Source organism: Xanthomonas sp. NCPPB 3200 (assembly GCF_056393585.1).
This window is the reverse complement of the sequence record NZ_CM150785.1, coordinates 4,892,731-4,912,353: the sequence shown is the minus strand read 5'-3', so window position 1 is coordinate 4,912,353 and position 19,623 is coordinate 4,892,731. Positions and strand designations below refer to the sequence as shown.

16 protein-coding genes and 1 tRNA gene are annotated in these 19,623 nt (G+C 61.0%); 7 read left to right on the top strand and 10 right to left on the bottom strand.

Features of this window, described 5'->3' with window-relative positions; genetic code table 11:
* The first annotated feature begins 158 nt into the window (after positions 1–158).
* The 5 genes from AC06DU_RS21190 (at position 159) to AC06DU_RS21170 (ending at position 5,064) form a co-directional block, all read left to right on the top strand.
* Entirely contained in the window at positions 159–1,337 is a 1,179-nt protein-coding gene (locus AC06DU_RS21190) for a sugar diacid recognition domain-containing protein (protein WP_104569406.1), read from the top strand.
* Positions 1,338–1,479: 142 nt separating this feature from the next.
* Positions 1,480–3,210: a sensor domain-containing diguanylate cyclase gene (locus AC06DU_RS21185; protein WP_372469989.1), complete on the top strand. Its 1,731-nt coding sequence runs from the start codon at positions 1,480–1,482 to the stop codon at positions 3,208–3,210.
* Between the two features lie 137 nt (positions 3,211–3,347).
* On the top strand, positions 3,348–3,740 hold the full coding sequence (locus AC06DU_RS21180; protein WP_167710173.1) for a DUF2628 domain-containing protein: 393 nt from the start codon (positions 3,348–3,350) through the stop codon (positions 3,738–3,740).
* 577 nt (positions 3,741–4,317) lie between these two features.
* Complete coding sequence (locus tag AC06DU_RS21175) at positions 4,318–4,869, top strand: 3'-5' exoribonuclease (RefSeq protein ID WP_046932391.1); 552 nt, start codon at positions 4,318–4,320, stop codon at positions 4,867–4,869.
* 92 nt (positions 4,870–4,961) lie between these two features.
* Positions 4,962–5,064 (top strand) — tRNA-Ile (locus AC06DU_RS21170).
* 3 nt (positions 5,065–5,067) lie between these two features.
* On the opposite strand, the gene AC06DU_RS21165 is transcribed toward AC06DU_RS21170, so the two are convergent.
* Complete coding sequence (locus tag AC06DU_RS21165) at positions 5,068–5,694, bottom strand: SEC-C domain-containing protein (RefSeq protein WP_052757257.1); 627 nt, start codon at positions 5,692–5,694, stop codon at positions 5,068–5,070.
* Positions 5,695–5,739: 45 nt separating this feature from the next.
* On the bottom strand, positions 5,740–6,792 hold the full coding sequence (locus AC06DU_RS21160) for a DNA-binding protein (RefSeq protein ID WP_046932389.1): 1,053 nt from the start codon (positions 6,790–6,792) through the stop codon (positions 5,740–5,742).
* Between the two features lie 273 nt (positions 6,793–7,065).
* Here AC06DU_RS21160 and AC06DU_RS21155 point away from each other — a divergent pair, with 273 nt between their 5' ends.
* Together AC06DU_RS21155 and AC06DU_RS21150 are read left to right on the top strand one after the other, a co-directional pair.
* Positions 7,066–8,646 (top strand): ATP-dependent nuclease, encoded by a 1,581-nt coding sequence (locus AC06DU_RS21155; protein ID WP_017160746.1) that lies wholly within the window; start codon positions 7,066–7,068, stop codon positions 8,644–8,646.
* The gene (locus AC06DU_RS21150; protein WP_017160747.1) at positions 8,624–9,721 is read left to right on the top strand and encodes a UvrD-helicase domain-containing protein; all 1,098 of its coding nucleotides are present in this window, start codon (positions 8,624–8,626) and stop codon (positions 9,719–9,721) included. The genes AC06DU_RS21155 and AC06DU_RS21150 overlap by 23 nt, the downstream gene beginning before the upstream one ends.
* Before the next feature lie 15 nt (positions 9,722–9,736).
* Here the strand turns inward: AC06DU_RS21150 and AC06DU_RS21145 are convergent, their stop codons facing one another.
* The 8 genes from AC06DU_RS21145 to AC06DU_RS21110 all read right to left on the bottom strand — a co-directional run bounded on the left by AC06DU_RS21145 (position 9,737) and on the right by AC06DU_RS21110 (position 19,600).
* The gene (locus AC06DU_RS21145) at positions 9,737–10,015 is read right to left on the bottom strand and encodes a hypothetical protein (protein WP_017160748.1); all 279 of its coding nucleotides are present in this window, start codon (positions 10,013–10,015) and stop codon (positions 9,737–9,739) included.
* A 136-nt stretch (positions 10,016–10,151) separates the two neighbouring features.
* On the bottom strand, positions 10,152–11,807 hold the full coding sequence (locus AC06DU_RS21140; protein WP_017160749.1) for a phosphoethanolamine transferase: 1,656 nt from the start codon (positions 11,805–11,807) through the stop codon (positions 10,152–10,154).
* Positions 11,788–12,693 (bottom strand): cation diffusion facilitator family transporter, encoded by a 906-nt coding sequence (locus AC06DU_RS21135; RefSeq protein WP_017160750.1) that lies wholly within the window; start codon positions 12,691–12,693, stop codon positions 11,788–11,790. The genes AC06DU_RS21140 and AC06DU_RS21135 overlap by 20 nt, the downstream gene beginning before the upstream one ends.
* A gap of 86 nt (positions 12,694–12,779) precedes the next feature.
* Positions 12,780–15,935, bottom strand: coding sequence for an efflux RND transporter permease subunit (locus AC06DU_RS21130; RefSeq protein WP_478203146.1), 3,156 nt, complete (start codon positions 15,933–15,935; stop codon positions 12,780–12,782).
* A 10-nt stretch (positions 15,936–15,945) separates the two neighbouring features.
* A complete protein-coding gene (locus AC06DU_RS21125) occupies positions 15,946–16,917 on the bottom strand; it encodes an efflux RND transporter periplasmic adaptor subunit (RefSeq protein WP_017160752.1) in 972 nt (323 codons plus the stop codon).
* Entirely contained in the window at positions 16,914–18,197 is a 1,284-nt protein-coding gene (locus tag AC06DU_RS21120) for a TolC family protein (protein WP_017160753.1), read from the bottom strand. The genes AC06DU_RS21125 and AC06DU_RS21120 overlap by 4 nt, the downstream gene beginning before the upstream one ends.
* Positions 18,198–18,251: 54 nt before the next feature.
* A complete protein-coding gene (locus tag AC06DU_RS21115) occupies positions 18,252–18,632 on the bottom strand; it encodes a hypothetical protein (RefSeq protein ID WP_152412167.1) in 381 nt (126 codons plus the stop codon).
* A gap of 350 nt (positions 18,633–18,982) precedes the next feature.
* Positions 18,983–19,600: a cation efflux transmembrane domain-containing protein gene (locus AC06DU_RS21110; protein ID WP_209029309.1), complete on the bottom strand. Its 618-nt coding sequence runs from the start codon at positions 19,598–19,600 to the stop codon at positions 18,983–18,985.
* Positions 19,601–19,623: the final 23 nt, after the last annotated feature.

The following is a 19,623-nucleotide window of genomic DNA, read 5'->3' as shown; positions in this document are numbered from 1 at the left end:
TAGCGCGCGGGATGCCGTGCGCAGGCTGTGCCACGCGGTCGCCACATGATCCACTGGCGCTGCCTGCCTGATGCATGAGCGCATAGGACGGGGCACCGCCATGCAGCACCGAACATGCCACCGTGTCCTCCCCGATCGCGCCAACAGACCCCACGCCCATGCTCACGCTCGACCGCACCCTGGCGCAGTCCATCGTCGACCGCGCGATGACCATCATCGACGGCAACGTCAATGTGATGGACCACACCGGCGTCATCATCGCCAGCGGCGAGCCGGCGCGCATCGGTCAGCTGCACGAGGGCGCGCTGCTGGTGCTGTCCAGGCAAGGCCGGGTGGAGATCGATGCGGCGCTGGCGCAGCAGCTGGATGCGGTTCGCCCGGGCGTCAACCTGCCGCTGATCGCCGATGGCCGCATCGTCGGCTGCGTCGGGTTGACCGGCGACCCGCAGCGGATCGGGCAACAGGCCGAACTGGTGCGCATGGCCGCCGAAGCGATGCTGGAACAGGCCGGCCTGCTGCGCCTGCTGGCCCGCGATGCGCGCCTGCGCGAGGAAGTCACGCTCGGCCTGATCCGCGCCGACGGGCCGACCCCGGCACTGGCCGGCTGGGCCGAACGGCTCGGCATCGCGCTCGACCTGCCGCGCGTGGCGGCGGTGATCGAAGTGGAAAGCGACACCCTCGACCTGGACGCCATGCTGGTGGAACTGCAGCGCCTGCACACACTGCTGTCCACGCCCGAACGCGGCAACCTGATCGCCGCCACCGCGCTCAACGAACTGGTGGTGCTCAAGCCCGCACTGGACCGCCGCGGCCACTGGGATGTGGACGAACAACGCCGCCGCGCGCACACCTTGCTCGAGCGCATGCGCGCCAGCAGCCCGCTGCGGATCCGCCTCGCGCTGGGGCAGTACTTCCCGCAGCCCGGCGGGCTGGCGCTGTCGCACCAGATCGCGCGCACCACCATGCGCATCGGCAAGGCGCGCGCGCCGCAGGCCGATGCGTTCTTCTACGACGACCATCGCCTGCCGGTGCTGGTGGACGACCTGCGCCAGGCCTGGCAGGCCGAGGAACTGCGCAAGCCGCTGCAGGCGCTGCTGGCCCAGGACCGCCGCGGCGACCTGGTGCAGACGCTGTCGGTGTGGTTCGGCGCCGGCATGCGCATGGCGCCCACCGCCAAGGTACTGGCCATCCACCGCAATACGCTGGATTACCGCATGCAGCGCATCGCGGAACTCTGCGGCGTGGACCTGCGCAATACCGACGACTGCGTGCGCCTGTATCTGGCCTTGCAGATGCGCGACGACAGCGCGGCAAGCGGGACCGAGCCCATCCAGTGACGGAGCGTGTGGGCTGCGCACAAGGCATCTTCTGTGCGATGGCGCACGCAACGCTGCGTTAGCAGGTATGTTCGGTCCGCTAGACTGAGCGGATTGCCCGGGGGACCAAGCGAGCATTTCATTGAGCCACTGCGACGCCGTCGTGTCATCCACCTCCCGCGAGGCCGAGCGGCTGTCGCGTCTGGCGCTGTTGCAGGTCGTCGATACCGATGCCGAGCCGTTCTTCGATGCGCTGGCCGCCGCCGCGCAGGCGATCGCCGGCACGCCGATCGCGCTGGTGTCGCTGGTGGACGAACATCGCCAATGGTGGAAGGCCAATATCGGCCTGCCCGACGCCAGCGAAACCCCACGCGAACTCGCGTTCTGCGCCTACACCATCCAGGACGATGCGGTGATGGAAGTACGCGATGCGCCGGCCGATCCGCGCTTTCGCGACAATACGCTGGTCACCGATGCGCCGGGGATCCGTTACTACGCCGGTGCGCCGATCGTGTTGTCCGACGGCTTGCGCATGGGCACGGTGTGCGTGATCGACCAGCGCCCGCGCGCGCTGGAACCGGCGCAACTGGCCGCCTTGCAGCAGCTGGCCCGGGTTGCCGCCGAAGGCCTGGAGCAGCGCCGGCTGATGCTGGAACGCCAGGCCGCCAACGAACAGCTGCAGCAACGCCTGCGCGAGAGCGAGGCGTTCCTGGAGCGTACCGGCCGGGTTGCCGGCGTCGGCGGCTGGGAAGTGGACGTGGCCAGCGGCACCCTGACCTGGTCGGACCAGACCTGCCGGCTGCACGATCTGCCGGCCGGCTACCGGCCGACCCTGGCCGAGGGAATCGGCTTCTACCCGCTCGATGCGCGCGCGGTGATCACCGAGGCGGTCGAGGCCTGCGTGCGCGATGGCACGCCCTGGGATCTGGAACTGCCGCTGGTCAGCGCCACCGGCCGGCAGCTGTGGGTGCACAGCACCGGCTCGATGGAGCATGTGGACGGACGCACCCGTCTGATCGGCGCGATCCAGGACGTCACCGACCGCCATCGCGCGGTGGATGCGCTGGCCGCCAGCGAGCGCAAGTTCCGCAACATGTTCCAGTACAGCCTGGGCCTGATCTGCACTCACGACATGGATGGCCGCCTGATCAGCGTCAATCCGGCCGCCGCGCGCTCGCTGGGCCGCAGCGTGGAGGGCATGGAAGGCCGCTCGTTGCTGGAATTCGTCCGCCCCGAGCTGCATGCCGCCCTGCACGGCTATCTGTCGCGGATGGTGCTCGACGGCCAGGACGCCGGCGTGATCGAGCTGGTCGCCAGCGATGGCAGCCTGCGCCACTGGCAGTACCGCAACGTGCTGGACGTGGAGGCCGACGCCACCATCGTGCTGGCGCACGCCCAGGACATCACCAACCAGTACCAGCAGGAGAAGCAGCTGCTGGAATGGTCGTTCACCGACCCGCTCACCAACTGCTACAACCGCCGCTTCCTGGACGAGCTCGACAAGCGCGACCCTAGCGTGCGCTGGGGCTGCATCGTGGTGGATCTGGACAAGTTCAAGCTGGTCAACGACACCCATGGCCACCAGCGCGGCGACGAGGTGCTGGTGCAGATGGCCTGGTTCCTCAACCAGCCGCTGCGCACCCAGGACCGTCTGGTCCGCCTGGGCGGCGACGAGTTCCTGGTGCTGCTGCATCAACCCACCCAGCCGCAGCTGGCGGCCCTGGTGCGCGACTACATGGCCGCCATCGACGAGGCGCCAATCCGGTTCACCCTGGGCACTGCCCTGCGCAACGACGGCGAGGCGCTGGCGGCAGTGGTCGACCGCGCCGACCACTCGCTGTACGCGCTACGCCGGGCGCGCCGCGGCACCGGCCTCAGCGACCAGCGTGAATAACGCGCGCTGCACCGCTGCAAGCGGCCACTGCCGAAGCTGATCGGCGGCTGACCCCGTCTTCTGTCCGGCGCCCGCAAACGTGTCCGGTGAATACGCGATCGCCTATCATGTAACCGTTTTCAACTACATGGTTTGGAATGGACACCTTCGATCGCACCCAGCTCAGTCCCAAGTGGCAGTTCCGTTTCGATTTCTTCGACCGGCACGGTGGCCCCAAGGACCCCAGTTACAAGAACGCACTGAAGACCTTGAGCTTTGGTGAGAAGGTCAAGGTCGGCATGAACTTCTATGCCTTCTTCTTCGGCGTCATCTACTTCTTCATCATCGGCCTGTGGCGCAAGGCGTTGAGCCTGATCGGCATCAGCGTCGTGGTGAGCATCGTGGCCTCGTTCCTGCCGGCCGCGTTTCAGAATGTGCTGTGGCTGCCGCTGTCGTTGTTGACCGGCATGATCGCCAACTACGCCTATTACCTGGAGAAGGTGAAGGGCAGCACCAGCTGGAACCCGTTCGAAGGCATGCGCTGGATCTGAGCAACTGCGTCACCGGCGCGTCGGCCCCTCCCGCCGCCACGCCAGCGTCGCCAAGCCCGGTCACTGACCGGGCTTTTTTTATGGGCCAACCACACCCCAGGAACCAAGCCCCTCTCCCCGGGGGCGATAAGGCACAGCTTGCGCGCCACCGGCGCGCGTGCCTGGGAGCGCCCGCGTTGCCAGCGCGGGCCGGGGCGCGGAGTGGGGTTGGGTGAGGGTTCGGCCCCCCTATGTGCGACACGCCCAAGCGCACCTCACTCAACCAACCTCTCGCAACGCAGCCAAATCACCGCAAGCCAGCTCATCCGTCAGCGCAACTGACACGCTTCAAAACTGCAGCACTCGGCCACGCGCAGCCTGATTCAAAACGCCTAAAACACCGAAAAACTGCCAGAGCCCGCACACTTTGCTGCGCCGCGGTGTGCAGCCGCGGGTCGAGAATGCTTAATGAGGGTTGGCAGGGAATCGTTACGAACACGGCCAGATCTTCGATAACCGATTGATGGATCGGTGAATTCTACCCTCGGCCGCACTTCCAGGGGCGGCCCTCCCCAGGGAGCTGTGGCACCATTCAACCATGACCACCACGTACTACTTCTTGGACACCGAGTGGGCCGATGTGACGGGCAGCGAGCTGGTGAGTCTGGCGCTGGTGAACGAAGGTGGAGACCGCCTTTTCTACGCTGAGCGAGCCAGCCTGCCCGAGGCTCCCACCGACTTCGTTCGTCAAAGCGTCTACCCGCTGCTAGACCGCGGCGACGCAGCCCTGGCTGATGCTGTCTTGACTACCGAGCTGCGCGCCTTCCTCAGCGAGGTCGACGCGCCGGCAGTGATGGCGGATTTCCCGAACGATCTCCAGCTGCTGCGGTACGCCCTTGATGGGTTTGAGTTACCCGATGACCAGGTTGCCGCGTGCGGGCCCCGGCCGGCGCCGGTCATGACACGCATGTCGAAGGAAGGTCTTCCGGGATTGCTGGTGGAAGATTGGTTCGCGGCCCATCCGGAACATAGGGCCAGGCGCCACCATGCCTTGGTGGACGCGCAGGCCTTGCGGATGGCTTGGCTGGTGGCGACCGACCGCATCCCTGCTCCGGCGTGGGCCCACTCCTACCGCCGCGCCCGGGGATAGCGGCATGGCGTCCATCCCCGGTATGCTTGCCCCATGAACCGCCTGAGCCAGCTCGACCTTCGAATACCGGCGTGATCGCATCGATCGATCACGCCCCTGTTGCTCATGATGGTCAGAGCGCCGGCCTTATACCCCGGTGAGAGCACGCGCCAGATAAGCGCGTACACGTTGGTTCGATTCCGACCAGGGGCACCACCGTCAACGACGGAAGAATGCTTCTACTTGCGTCCCATGACAGCGCTTGTACTTGCTGCCGCTGCCGCACAGGCACGGTGCATGCTCGCGCAATCCCGCACCGAGTGACTGGCCCAAGAAATCCCTCGCCTGTAGCAGGGGCTGGATTTCATCGGCGGGCACGCTGACCTCGCCATACTGGGATGATCGCTCGCCGCGGTTCATCACCCGGACGATCGCTTCGGACATCTGGATGAAGTGCTTGATCAGCAGGTCATCGCGTAATGGCATGCGGACGTTGTCGATGGCCAGGCCCTCGTAGCGTCTGCGCGGGTCCGGCACGAAGAGAATGCGCTTCTCGCCTTCGGGCTTTGGCGTGATGTCGATCATTTCCCCTTCAGGGCTGACCCACACCGCATGGAATTCTGCCTCGACCAGCACGTGCGGCCATTCCCACAGCTGCCACCCGCACAGCATCTGACCACCGTCGCGCGCGACCTTGGCCTGCACGTTGGGAAAGCACTCGCGCACGATCGCGTCGGCTTCCGGCCGTACATCGAGATAGACCGGTTCTGCGCCGCGTACGACCGAATCGGTTAAGCGCCGCACCGCACGGGTGATTTCCGGGGGTGTGGTGGTGACTACGCTCATGGTGAAGCTCCTTGCGATCGTGGCGCCTGATGTTCTCTTCCTAGGCTATGACCCCGGCGTCTCTTCCGATGAGATCCGCTTGGTGCCTTTGCCGCCGGCTCTGGCCGGCTGCAGCTGGGCCAACAGCGGCTCCAGAGTGCTCAGGCGCACTGTGGCGCGCAGGGTTTCCGCTTCGGCCTGCTCGCGTCGTTCGCGCTCCTGGGCCAGCTCGGTTCTGGCTTGTGCGAGGTCCTGCCGAGCGGCGTCCAAACTCTGAGCGTCTTGGCCCCAGCGCACCTGCAGCGCCTGGTGTTCGACCGCCGTCAGGCGCAGCGTATCGAGGTCGCCCTGTTGCGTCTGGATGGTCTGGCGCAGCTGCGCCACCTCCTTTTCCAATCGAGTGTGACGCTCCAGCCACTGGCCGTTCTCCCGGTTGAGCTGCACCAGGTCGTGGTTCTTGGCGGTCAATGCTTCGTTGGCCTGGCGCAGAGTGACCTGCAATTCCTGCACCTGGTGCTCGTGCCGGCGTTGCTCCTGCTCGCGTTGGTCTTTAACCGAGGTGCGGTAGTGCTCAAGGGCTTCCCTGGCATGCTCGTGCTTCTGCTCCAGGGAGCGCGCGTGACTTTCGTGCTCTGCCAGCCGCGCAGTGAGGCCCACAATGCGTTCCTGCAGTTTTGCCAGCTCGGTGGTGCGGCTGGCCACCTCGCCCCTGGCGGCTTCGCTCGCCTCGCGTTCTGTCTGCAGAGCTGTCTCGGTGCGCTGAAGCTGCACACTGAGGTTCCCGGCCTCTTGCCGGGCCTGTTCCAAGGCTTGGGTGCGCTCGTGCAGCTCGGCCTGGAACCGTTCCTGTGCCTGCGCGACCATCGTTTCGGCGTCGACATGCAGCCGTTCGGCCAGACGACCGACCAAGTCCTGCAGGGCGTCGCTGATCGCGATTTTGGCGCCTGGGCCTTGCCCTTCCTCCACTTCCAGCTCCTTCAGGTAGCGGTGGATGGTGGTTTTAGACCCCGTGTTGCCCAGCGCTACGCGGACGGCGTCTACCGAGGGGTTCTTGCCTTCGGCCCGGAGGGTGTCCCGGGCACGCTGCACATCGCTTTTGTACAAGCCAGACCGAGCCATGCGTCCACTCCGGTTATTTCGTAATTGATTACATACCATGTAATTACGTACTATTCAACGTCAATGAGGGCCGAGCCTGCGGCCTAAACATCAAGCGGGATAATATTGAATTATCCCGCGTAACCGGCGTTTCGGCCATTTCAAGTCGTCAAAACGGTACGAAACCGCCCAAGGCCGGCGATCGCTGGGTAGTATGGCCCAGAGCGGAAAGGAGGCCAGCCGGGGTGCAAGCAGGCGCCGCCACCGAACTCGTTGGCCATCAAAGGACTGTGCATGCCGATCGAACGTATCGTCATCGACAACTTCAAGTCGTTTCGCCATCTGGACCTGCCGCTCAACGCCCACATGAACTTGGTGGTGGGCGATAACGAGGTCGGCAAGTCCACTCTGCTGGAGGCCATCCACGCGGTGGTCACCGGCCAGCTGCATGGGCGCAATCTCGCCTACGAGCTCACGCCCTACCTGTTCCATCAGCCGACGGTGCGGGAGTACTTCGCGGCGCTTGCAGCAGGCACGCCGGCCTCGCCGCCACGGATCTCCATCGAAGCCTATCTGGGCGGCGATGCCGCGCTGGCGTCGTTACGCGGCACCAACAACTCCCTGCGCCTAGATACCGCCGGCATCCGGCTGCTGGTCGAGCTCAACGACGACTACCGCGAGGAGTTCAACGCCTACCTGCAGCAGCACCAGGGTGCGGTCAGCCTGCCGGTGGAGTACTACACGGTGCGATGGTATTCCTTCGCCAACAATGGCGTCACCGCCCGCAGTATTCCGTTCGACTCGACCATCATCGACACGCACGGCATCAAGACCTTGTCCGGTGCCGATCGCTATATTGCCGGCATCATCGAGCAGGCACTGACGCCTGCGCAGCGCGTCTCGCTGTCGCTGAGCTTCCGTCGCATGCGGCAGAGTTTCTCCGAAGAAGCCGATGTGGCGGCCATCAATGCCTACCTGACCGAGCACACCGGGGACATCAGCCACCGAGCGCTGACGGTGGGGGTGGATACATCGCCGCGCTCAACATGGGAAACCAGCCTGTCTCCGTACCTGGATGAGCTCCCCTTCACCCAGGCCGGCAAGGGGGAACAGAGCGCGGTGAAGATGAAGCTGGCCATGCACGCGGCAGGGGCGGCCCACGTGCTGCTGATCGAGGAGCCGGAGAACCATCTGTCCTTCTCCAGCATGACCCAACTGATCGACAAGATTGCGACCCTCTCCACCGCGCAGCAGGTGATCATCGCCACCCACAGCAGCTTCGTGTTGAACAAGCTGGGCGTGGACAACGTGATCCTGTTCAGCGCGCAGGGCCAGATGAAGCTGGACCAGCTGCCGAGCGATACACACGACTATTTCATGAAGCTGCCAGGCCACGACACGCTGCGGCTGATCCTGGCCAAGCAGGCAATCCTGGTGGAGGGCCCTTCTGATGAGCTGATCGTGCAGCGTGCCTACAGCGACCACCACGGCGTGGCGCCGATGGCTCATGGCGTAGACATCATTTCGGTCAAGTCGCTGGCATTCAAGCGCTTCTTGCAGATTGCAGATCGGCTGAGAATTCAAGCCAAGGTGATCACCGACAACGATGGCGATATCGCCGTTGTGCAGGAACGCTACGCCGACTATCCCAACGCCATCTACTACGATTCCGACGAAAGCGCCCCGTCGCTGGAAGAGCAACTGATAAAAGCCAATTCTGTGTCCGAGCTCAACACCGTGCTGGACAAGTCATTCGCCGATGAGGTGGCGTTGCTCAAGTACATGAAAGGTCACAAGACCGATACGGCCCTGGCGATCTTCAACAGCCGGCACTCGATCAGGTTCCCGGACTATGTCCAGCGTGCCATCACCTAACCGGGTCCTGCTCTCAGCGGCCGGCTCGGGCAAGACCACGTTGCTGGTTCGGCAGGCCTTGGAGCGGCCTGGGCGCCGCATCGCGATTGTTACCTACACGCTGGAGAACCTTGAAGAGATCCGGCGCTCGTTTGAGGTTCACGCCGGCGCAGTCCCCGCGCATGTCACCTTGCACAGCTGGTATGGCTTTCTGCTGCGCGAGTGCATCCGCCCGTACCAAGCTGCGCTTTGCGCCGAGCCTCGGGTAGAGACGATCCTGTTCGTGGAAGGTCTCACCAACAATCGGGCCCCACGCACCCAAGCCGCGCGACACTATCTGGCGGGCAACCGGATGTATTCCGATCGGGCGGCCGACTTTGCTGTGCGATGCGATGAACTGACCCAAGGTCAAGTGATGGCGCGCCTGGCGGCCATGTACGACGAGCTCTACATCGACGAGGTCCAGGACCTGGCCGGCTACGATCTGGATCTGGTCGAGCGGCTGTTGAAGAGCGATATCGCCATTACGTTGGTAGGTGATACGCGGCAGGCGACGTATGCCACCAACTATGCGCAAAGGCATAGTCAATATCGCGGGCCGAACCTGGCAGCGTTGTTCCGGATTTGGGAAGCGGATGGATTATGCCAGCTCGATCACCGCCTCATCAGCTTGCGCTGTGTCCAGACGCTCTGCGACTTGGCCGACGCGCTCTACCCGCAGATGCCACGGACCGAGTCAGGCAATGGCGAGGTCACCGGGCACGATGGCATCTACCTCATCGCTCCCGAGCATGTGGCTGCGTACATGCAGGAATTCGCTCCCACCGTGCTTCGGTACGACCGGCGGCAAGCGTGTGATGGGTTGCCGGCCGTGAACTTCGGCCAGTGCAAGGGCCGGACCTATGGGCGTGTACTGATCTTCCCCAACGGGCCATTGACGCTGTACCTGCGCACGGCCGATGCATCCCGCGTCACCGCGCCACCGAAATACTATGTGGCCTTCACCCGAGCACGCCAGAGCGTGGCATTCGTGTATGCCGGCGCGTGTGCGCTGCCGGGTCATCAGCTCTATGCGCCTGCCAGCGCAGACGCATAGAGCCACGGGCAGCGATCACATCTTCTCTAACGGCGCGCCGGTGGGCGGCGGCGGTACCGGGCCCGGGTCGTTGAAGCACAGCATGACTTGATCAATGTCGAATTGATCGGCAAGCACCTTGGCAATCACGGCGTGCACCAGATTCAGATCGACCGAGGGCGCAGCGACAGTGATGGTGGCCGTGATCGCACGGCCATGTTCTTTCCCGGGGACCAGGCGTAGATCGTCCACCGCCTTCACACCGGGGTCGGTAAACATCGCCGCACGAACTTGTTCGATGTTCATCTCGTTCATAGTGTCGAGGACTCCAAGGCAGTGCAACAGACGCGGCTGGTAGGCCGCAACGCATCCACTCTAGAGCGCGGGAGCTCTGACAGGATATGAAAATGCAGCCCCATGCTTCGTGCCTCGGCAGTTCCTGACGGCCTCTTCATGATTTTGTACAACCTGCGAACACATCTTTGCGAGGGTCGTAGACCTTTGATCCAACTTGCATTAGACCCAGAACCGAATGAAAAAGATTATCGTGCGAGGCAGGTTCCCGAGCACGCCGCTCAAGACAAGGACGATTCAACCCGCGCCATCGGGCCATGCCTTCGGATAGCCACGTCAACATCGGAACTTTCATTTGGGTATCAGGCGCGATCGCATACGGCAGGCCATGCAGATACAAATTGCGTTCGCCTAGAGATTCACCGTGATCTGATAGATAAATCAACGCACTGTCGTGTGTGGTGACGCCCTTCAGTAGATCAATGGCAGCAGCTACCATCTCGTCAGTAGCCAGGATGGCATTGTCGTAAGCGTTAACGACCTCCTCGACGGTACATTCTCCTATGTCCGGGCTTCGACAATCCGGCGTGAACTTGCGGAGCCGCTGCGGATACCGCTGGTAGTAGCTAGGCCCGTGATTTCCTAATTGGTGGAGCACGATCACAACATCACCGGGCGAGCTAGCGATACGTTCTTGTAGGCCTTTAAGCAGTATCTGATCCATGCAGCCTTCGCTACTGCACAAGGCGGGGTCTTGCTGATCACGGAACGACTCAAACGGCAAGCCATCGCATACGCCCTTGCAGCCGCCTTGGTTGTCTCGCCAACTGACATCGGCGCCAGCTCGCGCCAGGATGTGAAGCAGCGACTCTGATCGTTCAATCTTCTGCTCATCGTAATTGCTGCGGCCAAACGCTGAGAACATGCACGGCAATGAGACCGCTGTACTCGATCCACAGGCCCGAACATTACGAAAGTTTGTAACGTCTTCTGTCACAAGCCTGGGGGTCGTCTGCCGTGAATACCCATTCAGGCCCCAGTTTTGAGCCCTGACTGTCTCACCTATAACGATGATCAGGGCATGAGGCCGCTGAGACGTGCTGTGTCCAGGTGTCAGGATCGCATCGGGCGCGAGCACAGTCCGAGGGCCCCGATATGGCCCCAAGCCATCCTTTGCAGCGACACGGACAAATGAGACCAGCAAGTTTTCGGGAGCAATTAGATGTCGCATTTCCCGATTGTTGTGCATTAGCGGCGAGATATCCTTAAATCCGGCGATTGCCGCGCCCACCAACACGACCAATGCGATGGCGACCGTACCCAATGCCCGCAGCAGCGAAGCGAGCGGCGGTCTCCAGGTCACCTGAACAAAGAGCAGCACAAGGATAGGGAAGCTAGCAGACCACGCCACACCCATAACTAGGTTGCGGGTCAATAGTTGGTTAGATTCGGATGCGTCTGTTGCCAGGATATTTCGCGCCATACCTACGTCGAAGTGCACGCCATACTGGAGCGAGAAATAGGACAGCACTGCAGTGATCAAAGTAAAACTGATCAGCACTGGCTTGATTGTCCAGCGTGTACATAGAAGTCGTACCACAATGACATTCAGAGCCACCATAACGAGCGCAATACAGACTCGGGATGTTGCGCCTGTGAAACCGTTCAAGGCCTCTGAGGCAGTGACTGCCCGCCAAAACGCGGGATTCAGCATCAGCGCCGCATAGACTGCGACGCTCCAGACTAAAAGTTCGGGACTGATAAGCGGTCGCTTCAGTAGCGCACGAGCGCGCTCATGAATGCCCATGCGCATTGCCCTCATCAGCGCATGACACTTGTTCAATCTGTAGGGTGATCTCCTCGATCCCAAATAGCTCATCCACAGTCGCGCTGAGTTCGCTCCGGACCTCATCTAAAGGAGCGCTCTCTTTCTGCAACACTACATGCGCGGTCAAGACCGGACGTTTGCTGGACAGTGACCATACGTGCAGGTCATGCACCTCGCTTACGTTGCGATTGCGTATCAGTGCAGCGCGCACGTCTTCGACTGCAACTCCAGATGGAGCACCCTGCATCAATACATGTGAGGCTGCTTTCAGCAAGGTCCACGTGCGCGGGAGCACCCACAGGCCAATCGCGACAGCAATGATGGGATCGATTAGCGTCCAGCCCGTGAATCGGATAATGACTGCGCCCACGATCACGCCAATGGAGCCCAGCATGTCGCTCCACACTTCCAGGTATGCACCTCTAACATTGAGCGAATCCCCACTACCTGCTTTCAATAGGCGCATCGAGATCAGATTGACGACCAGCCCAAGTACCGCCACTACAAACATGCCAGTTGAAGCAACCTCTGGAGGCTGCCGAAAGCGGCCCACTGCCTCCCACAGGATGTAGAAAGCCACAAGGAACAACAGGCCCCCATTGATCAATGCCCCCAGTGCCTCCATGCGAGCATAGCCATAAGTATTGCTGAGATCTGCAGGCCGCTTGGCCATGCGAACAGCGAACAAGGAGACACCGAGCGCGATGACGTCGGTCATCATGTGCGCAGCATCGGACAGCAAAGCGAGGCTATTAGTGATCAGCCCGCCGATGACTTCCGCGACCAGAAACGTGGCCGTCAGGACGAGCGCCCACCATAGTGGCTTCTCGAATTTGACCTCGGAAACACCGTGATCGTGGTTTCCACTCATTTGAGTTCTCCCATGGACCAGAGTTGAAGCTGGGCCCAGCCGATGGCCCCGGCCGTGACTTCACGGCAGGGGCAATACTGATTGACTTAGGACGCCGTGCTTGCGCGATTCGCAAACCTGCTATGTACCCAGCGATAAAGCACCGGCAGCACGACCAGTGTCAGCAAAGTTGATGAAATGATTCCACCGATCACTACCGTCGCCAACGGGCGCTGCACCTCCGAGCCAGCCCCCACATTCAAGGCCATGGGTACAAAGCCAAGTGACGCTACCAGGGCGGTCATCAAAACTGGTCGCAGTCGGCTTAGCGCGCCCTCGCGCACAGCATCCGCCAAGCTTGTGCCAGTTTCGCGCAAAGACTTGATGAAGCTGATCAACACAAGACCGTTAAGCACTGCCACGCCGGACAGCGCAATGAAACCGATTCCTGCCGAGATGGACAAGGGGATGCCACGCACGGTCAGCGCCAGGATGCCACCAGTCAGTGCCAGCGGTACTCCACTGAAAACGATTGCCGCATCCTTGATCGAGCCAAAAGCCATAAAAAGCAAAGCGAAGATCAACACCAGCGTCACCGGCACAACAATAGCCAACCGCTCGCTCGCTGAAATCAGCTGCTCGAAGCTGCCACCGTATTCCAACCAGTAACCACTCGGCACCTGCACCTTACTGCCCACTTGGCTTTGCAGTTCGGCCACAAAGCCACCCAGGTCGCGATCCCGCACGTTTGCAGTGACAGCGATGCGACGTTTGCCGTTGTAGCGATTGATCTGGTTAGCCCCTTCGCTTGCGATCACCTTGGCTACCTCACTTAACGGCACTGTCCGGGCAACACTGCCGGCTGCAGCACTAGCATCGGCGGGCAGAGGAATCGGCAGGCTCTCTATCGCAGCAGGATTCTGTCGTAATGATTCGGGCAGCCGGACTACCAGATCAAATCGACGGTCACCTTCAAATAGCTGTCCGGCTACTTCACCGCCCACGGCTGTGGAAACCGTACGTTGCACATCATCCGCACTGAGGCCATAGATCGCTAAGGCTCGCCGATCAGGTTCAATTGTCAGCAACGGAAGTCCGCTGGCCTGTTCGACCCTGACATCTGCCGCGCCGGCGACGTTCTTCGCAACTTGTTCAACCTTCTGTCCGATCTGCAGCAACGTCGCCAGGTCGTCGCCGTATACATTGATGGCCACGTCCGCTCGCACGCCCGAGATGAGCTCGTTCGTTCTCATCTGGATCGGCTGACTGAACTCATAGTTGTTCCCCGGAATTGTCTCTAAGCTTTTTTCCACCTCCGAGACCAGATCGGCTTTTAGTTTTTTGGGGTTGGGCCACTGATCGCGCGGCTTGATCATCACGAATGTATCGGCCACAGAAGGTGGCATGGGGTCAGAGGCTACTTCAGATGTTCCAATCTTTGAGAACACCCGTTCAACCTCGGGCATTTTCGCCAAGCGCTCCTCAAGGACTCGCTGCATCCCGATCGATTGCGTCAGGCTTGTGCCGGGTATACGCATCGCCTGCAGTGCAATGTCGCCTTCATCCAGGCTGGGTACAAATTCGCTGCCTAGCCGCGATGCCATTAATACGCTGATGCCAAGTAACACCACAGCCGCAATGCCGACCAGCGCACCACGTCGTAGACTGAAGTTCAACAGTGGCTCGTAACCTCGCCGCATCCAGGCCATGATGCGATTTTCCTTCTCATCGACCTTCCCACTGAGCGCAAGGGCAATTGCGGCCGGCACAAAGGTCAACGACAAGATCATGGCACCCGTCAGCGCCAGCACTACAGTGATGGCCATCGGGTGGAACATCTTCCCCTCCACCCCTGTAAGCGCGAAGATCGGCAAATAAACCGCAGTAATAATGCCCAGGCCAAACAGACTAGGACGGATCACCTCGGCGGTCGCAGCTGCCGTTTCTTCGAAACGTTCAGCCAAGTCCATCTGACGGCCAAGATGGTGCTGGCGTTCGCCGAAGCGCCGTAAGCAGTTCTCGATGATGATGACTGCGCCATCAACAATCAGGCCGAAGTCCAGCGCACCCAGGCTCATCAGGTTGGCTGAAACCCCGCCACGGGCCATGCCAGTTAGCGTGAATAGCATGGCCAGCGGGATCACCAAAGCAGTGATCAAGGCCGCACGGAAGTTTCCTAGTAGCAGGAAAAGGATAACAATGACGAGTAATGCGCCTTCGATCAGATTTTTCGCCACCGTGCTGATCGTGCGATCCACCAGCACAGTGCGGTCATAGACCGGTGTTGCAGTGACACCCTTCGGCAAGCTCTTTTCTGCTTCTTTCAAGCGCGCCGCAGCGGCCTGTGCCACGTCACGACTGTTCGAGCCAACCAACATCACAACCGTACCCAGAACAACTTCGTGTCCGTTCTGCGTAGCTGCACCAGTGCGCAATTCTGCACCGTCCGCCACCTGCGCGATGTCTTGCACACGAATGACGGCCCCACCGCGGTTGGCCACGACGATCTGTTCGATTTGCGGGATGTCCGCCACTTGCGCTGGCATCCGCACCAAAAATTGTTGACCATTGCGCTCGATGTAGCCGGCGCCTACGTTTTGGTTATTTTTCTGTAGCGCTTCGACTAAACTCTCCAGAGTCAAGTCCAGTGAACGCAGGCGAGCCGGATCAGGCGTGATGTGCACTTCACGTTTGTAACCGCCGAGCGTGTTCACCTCAGTGACACCAGGCACGTTGCGCAATTGAGGGCGAATTACCCAGTCCTGCAGAGTTCGTAGATCTGTTGCAGTAAAAGGCGTGCCATCAGCTTTTCGTGCTTTTGGATCGGCATCGATCGTGTAGGAGAAGATTTCCCCCATGCCCGTGGCGATTGGTCCCAAGGTTGGCTCGATGCCGACAGGAATTTGCGACTTGACCTGTTGCAGGCGTTCGGCCACTTGCTGGCGAGCGAAGTAGATATCGGTGCCATCTTTGAAGACCACCGTAATCTGCGACAGTCCGTATCTAGAAATCGATCTGAAGTAATCCATTCTCGGCAAGCCGGCCATCGCCGTTTCGACCGCATAGGTGATGCGTTGCTCTGCTTCTAGCGGCGAATAGCCAGGCGCTGCCGTGTTGACCTGCACTTGGACGTTGGTGATGTCTGGGGTGACGTCAATGGGCAGCTGTTTGAAGCTCCACACACCAACCGCAATCAGCACAACAGTAAGTGCCATCATCAACCATCTGTGGCTGACGGAGATCCTAATAATTTTTTCTAGCATGTCGGTCTCCTTAGTGCTCGTGCGAGGCGCCAGACTTTTCGATGTCTGCCTTGATCAGGTAGCTCTGCTCAATGACAACCTCTTCGCCAGCTTTTAGGCCATCCAGCACCTCGACGACTCGCGCATCCTTCTCGCCCAATTTCACGGCGCGAGAGGAGTAGAGTTCTCCGGTGCGAACAAACACTGCTTCATGACCATCCATTGTCTGGATAGCTTGAAGTGGGACGACTACAGCGGCGTCGCGCGCGCGAGTCGCAATCTTGCCAGTCACTGCAATACCTGGGCGCCATTGGTCCTTAGCGTTATCCAATGTCAATCGCGCTACTGTGCTCTGTGATGCGCTGGCCGTGCCCGGCAGCACGCTGTCGATCGTAGTGGTGATCTGTTGTCCACCATATAGACTCTCTAACGTGACTTGCTGTCCGGGCCGCACGTCGCTGATTTGGCGCCCAAAGACAGTCAGGTCAGCCCACACTCGGCTGAAGTTAGCGATCTCAAACAAGGTCTGCCCCTCGGCCGCTCCGCCGCCTGTCTGCGCTTGACGACTTAGCACCACTCCCGAGATTGGCGAGACAACGCCATATGTGCTGAGGCTCAGATTGCTCTCAATACTGGCGAGATTCTGTCCTGCCGTGACTTTGTCGCCCACATTGACGCGAAGCGCCGCCACACGCCCTGGATAGCGTGCGCTGACGTGAGCCACGCTCCCATCGATGACCCGGATTACGCCTTGCACATCGATTTCATTGGCCACCTTGCCGCTGCCAACGACAGCGACTTTGACGCCGTTTGCCTCCGCATCCGCAGCTGAGATCGTGGTCGATTCAACCGCTTCTTCTGCATGCCCGCCTGGCTCATCTCCCTGCGTGTTCGCAGGACCCGCACCGGGTTCGGTTTCTGTCGGCTGCTTCGAGCCTCCGCAGCCTGCAAGGGCAAGCACGAGAAACCACACCAACACGTTCATGGGGTTGGAGATTTTCATTTCGAAGGGGTATCCGTATTCGAGGCGCCTTGCGCCTTAACGATGGGTTGTCCCAGCAATCGCTGGATTTCGATGAGCGCAGCCTGTGCCGAGAGCGCCGCGTTGAGCTGACGCCGCCGCGCTTGGATGCGCTGGTCTTGTAACAACGCCCACTCCATGTAGCTGATGGCTCCTGCGCGCCAGGCCCGGTCGGCCGCAGTCTCGGCCTTTGCCAGTCGAGGCAAAACATCGCTCTGCAGTCGCTGCACTTCCAGCTGTGCAGTGCTGTAATCACCATAAGCCGTAGCAAGAGCTGAGTTCATTCCGACCAGCAATGCCTCGCGCTCCACGTTTGTTAGTGCCAGTTCTGCTTCCGCCGCACGTATACCTGGCTGTGCGCGACGCGACGCGCCTAGTGGAATGGTGAAGCCCGCCAAGATGCCGACGTCATTGCCACTGCGAAAGGCCCGGCCACCGACCTGCCATTGGATGTCAGGTGTGGCATCACTTCGGGCCAAGCGCAGCTGCGCCTCCCGAATGCGCCCTTCGCCGGCGAGCTGTGCTAGCTCTGGCGTACGCGCCAGAAAGCCACTCAACAGAGCGAAGTCCTCCAGGTTGGGCAACACCATGGGATCGCCAGACACCGCACCAGCGGCGGGGCTTAGGCTGTTCCAGAGCGATGAAAGCGATTGTCGCGCAGCCTTCTCAGCCTGATTAGCGCGATCGCGATCCAGCTCTGCCTCAGCCAATGCAGCTAGTGCCGTGAGCACCACCGACTCAGGAGATGCACCTGCCGCAAATCGGCGCTTGGCAGCGTCGACCGTACGGCGGCGCTGCTCGATGTCCAGCTCGGCAATCTCGCGTTGGCGTATAGCCGCAGCGACAGCCAAGTAGCGGCGTGCGGTCTCAGCCAATAGATCAAGTCGCGTTACTTCGCGCTGTGGCGCCAACTTGTCGATATTTGCTTGAGCCAAGGCTTTGCGCGCGTCAAGCTTGCCACCGCGTTCCAGCGTGCCGGCGAGCGTTACGGTGACTTCTGCCTGGTCGAATGCGCGATAGGCGCCAGATCCCAGGGCATTTTCGACCATTGCACCAATGGTCAGGGCAGGCTTGAAGCTTGCCGAGTCATAGTTGGCCTGCAGCACAGCACGCTGGCCGTCTACCAAGCGAAGATCGGGATGGGTCTGGGCGACATGTTCGATCGCCTGTTGAAGAGTTAACGTTTGACTAGGCACTTGCTCTTGCGCATAAAGCGCAGGCGCAAAGGCACAGGCGACCAGTGTCGCCAATCGCAACCACATGGGAATTCTCCGGAAAAGGTCAAAACAGTGATCGCCCGCAAGAGCGATAGACCATTACAGACCGATCGGAGGACGGATATCGAAACGAATGCGCACCGAACGTGCTTGCCACTGTCCGGACTCAGGCGCGCTGGCCGCCACTGCCAGTGGAAGACTTAATGCAAATGCAGATGGAATTGCACTTAGATGGCCACAGCAGTGAGAGGCGTGCATTAGAGCGTGAAAGAAGTCGCCGCCCTGACCATCTTCGTCATGAGCTGCATCCTGAGTGAGAACCTGCTCGTCACGATCGTGCAGGTGCTCAGCTAGGCCTCGCGCAGCTTCGTGCGTGTCACCTATGGCAGCGAAGATCGGGTTTATCTGCACCGCGAGCAGCAGCAACACCAGCGCCGGAAGGCGCAGGTAGCGGCGGAGTCGTGATGCGACAATAGACATTTGTAGGATAGTACTCAAAGCTCTGAGCGTTAGACAATTTCGTTTGAGCCCCTGATTACTCCAATACGTCAACGTCCACGCACTGAGCGCGGACACCCCAGCAGTAGCTGACGCGTGCTTTCCAGGCTTTAACAGATGCGATCGCCCAGCGGACCCCGGCTCAGCCGATATTGGGCAGCTGCGGACGTGGTATTTGCCGGTACTGACAAGGCCGAGTGACGCTCTCTGTTTCCAAAGGTGCGTGACGCAGCTTGCCCTCAAGTCCCAAGGGTTGGCGAGACATGTTGAGGTCCACCGTCAGGTGTGCCACCTGTAGCCCGCGTAGGCATTGCTTAGCCGGCCAAGTGCTGTCACGCGGGTAAGTTGCGCGCGTCGGCTCGAGCCCGGCGCGCGTCGCCCAAGATTTCGAAGGCTTCCTTGATCACGTATAGGCCGATTAGGGCGCCGATCACAAAATCCGGGTACGGGCTGGCCAGCCACCACACCAACAGGCCGGCCAGAATCACCCCAACGTTGGCCACCACATCGGCTCGGGTGAACAGCCAGGTCGCTCGCAGATGAACTTCGCCGGACTTCAATGGGGCGAGCATACGGAGCACTTTCAGATTCACCGCCAGCGAGACCAGAGCGGTACCTATCATCCAACCGCTGACCGGCTCGGCGCCGTACATCACCCGGCGGCCGACTTCGACCAGCACGCCTACGCCCAGCACCAGCAGCACGCTGCCACTGACCCACGCGGCGTTGGCCTTGAACCGCGCCGTGCGCCCGATAGCGACCAGGCCAATGGCATAGGCGGTGGCGTCAGACAGCATGTCCAGCGCGTCGGCCAGCAGCCCGGTGGAATGGGCAATCCAGCCGGCAATGCCGCCGATCACGGCCATCGCTGCATTCAGCACCAAGGCGATCCAGAGGATGCGCCGCTCCTCCTTGTTCTTGGCCTCGTGGTGGCACCCGCAATCACTCATGTCCTGGTCCTCTGCTGTGTTGT

Excerpts from the sequence above, each read along its gene's own strand:
- AC06DU_RS21190 (WP_104569406.1), top strand. The coding sequence starts at position 159 with ATGCTCACGCTCGACCGCACCCTGGCGCAGTCCATCGTCGACCGCGCG.
- AC06DU_RS21180 (WP_167710173.1), top strand. The coding sequence starts at position 3,348 with ATGGACACCTTCGATCGCACCCAGCTCAGTCCCAAGTGGCAGTTCCGT.
- AC06DU_RS21175 (WP_046932391.1), top strand. The coding sequence starts at position 4,318 with ATGACCACCACGTACTACTTCTTGGACACCGAGTGGGCCGATGTGACG.
- AC06DU_RS21165 (WP_052757257.1), bottom strand. The coding sequence starts at position 5,694 with ATGAGCGTAGTCACCACCACACCCCCGGAAATCACCCGTGCGGTGCGG.
- AC06DU_RS21160 (WP_046932389.1), bottom strand. The coding sequence starts at position 6,792 with ATGGCTCGGTCTGGCTTGTACAAAAGCGATGTGCAGCGTGCCCGGGAC.
- AC06DU_RS21155 (WP_017160746.1), top strand. The coding sequence starts at position 7,066 with ATGCCGATCGAACGTATCGTCATCGACAACTTCAAGTCGTTTCGCCAT.
- AC06DU_RS21150 (WP_017160747.1), top strand. The coding sequence starts at position 8,624 with ATGTCCAGCGTGCCATCACCTAACCGGGTCCTGCTCTCAGCGGCCGGC.
- AC06DU_RS21145 (WP_017160748.1), bottom strand. The coding sequence starts at position 10,015 with ATGAACGAGATGAACATCGAACAAGTTCGTGCGGCGATGTTTACCGAC.
- AC06DU_RS21140 (WP_017160749.1), bottom strand. The coding sequence starts at position 11,807 with ATGCGCATGGGCATTCATGAGCGCGCTCGTGCGCTACTGAAGCGACCG.
- AC06DU_RS21135 (WP_017160750.1), bottom strand. The coding sequence starts at position 12,693 with ATGAGTGGAAACCACGATCACGGTGTTTCCGAGGTCAAATTCGAGAAG.
- AC06DU_RS21130 (WP_478203146.1), bottom strand. The coding sequence starts at position 15,935 with ATGCTAGAAAAAATTATTAGGATCTCCGTCAGCCACAGATGGTTGATG.
- AC06DU_RS21125 (WP_017160752.1), bottom strand. The coding sequence starts at position 16,917 with ATGAAAATCTCCAACCCCATGAACGTGTTGGTGTGGTTTCTCGTGCTT.
- AC06DU_RS21120 (WP_017160753.1), bottom strand. The coding sequence starts at position 18,197 with ATGTGGTTGCGATTGGCGACACTGGTCGCCTGTGCCTTTGCGCCTGCG.
- AC06DU_RS21115 (WP_152412167.1), bottom strand. The coding sequence starts at position 18,632 with ATGTCTATTGTCGCATCACGACTCCGCCGCTACCTGCGCCTTCCGGCG.
- AC06DU_RS21110 (WP_209029309.1), bottom strand. The coding sequence starts at position 19,600 with ATGAGTGATTGCGGGTGCCACCACGAGGCCAAGAACAAGGAGGAGCGG.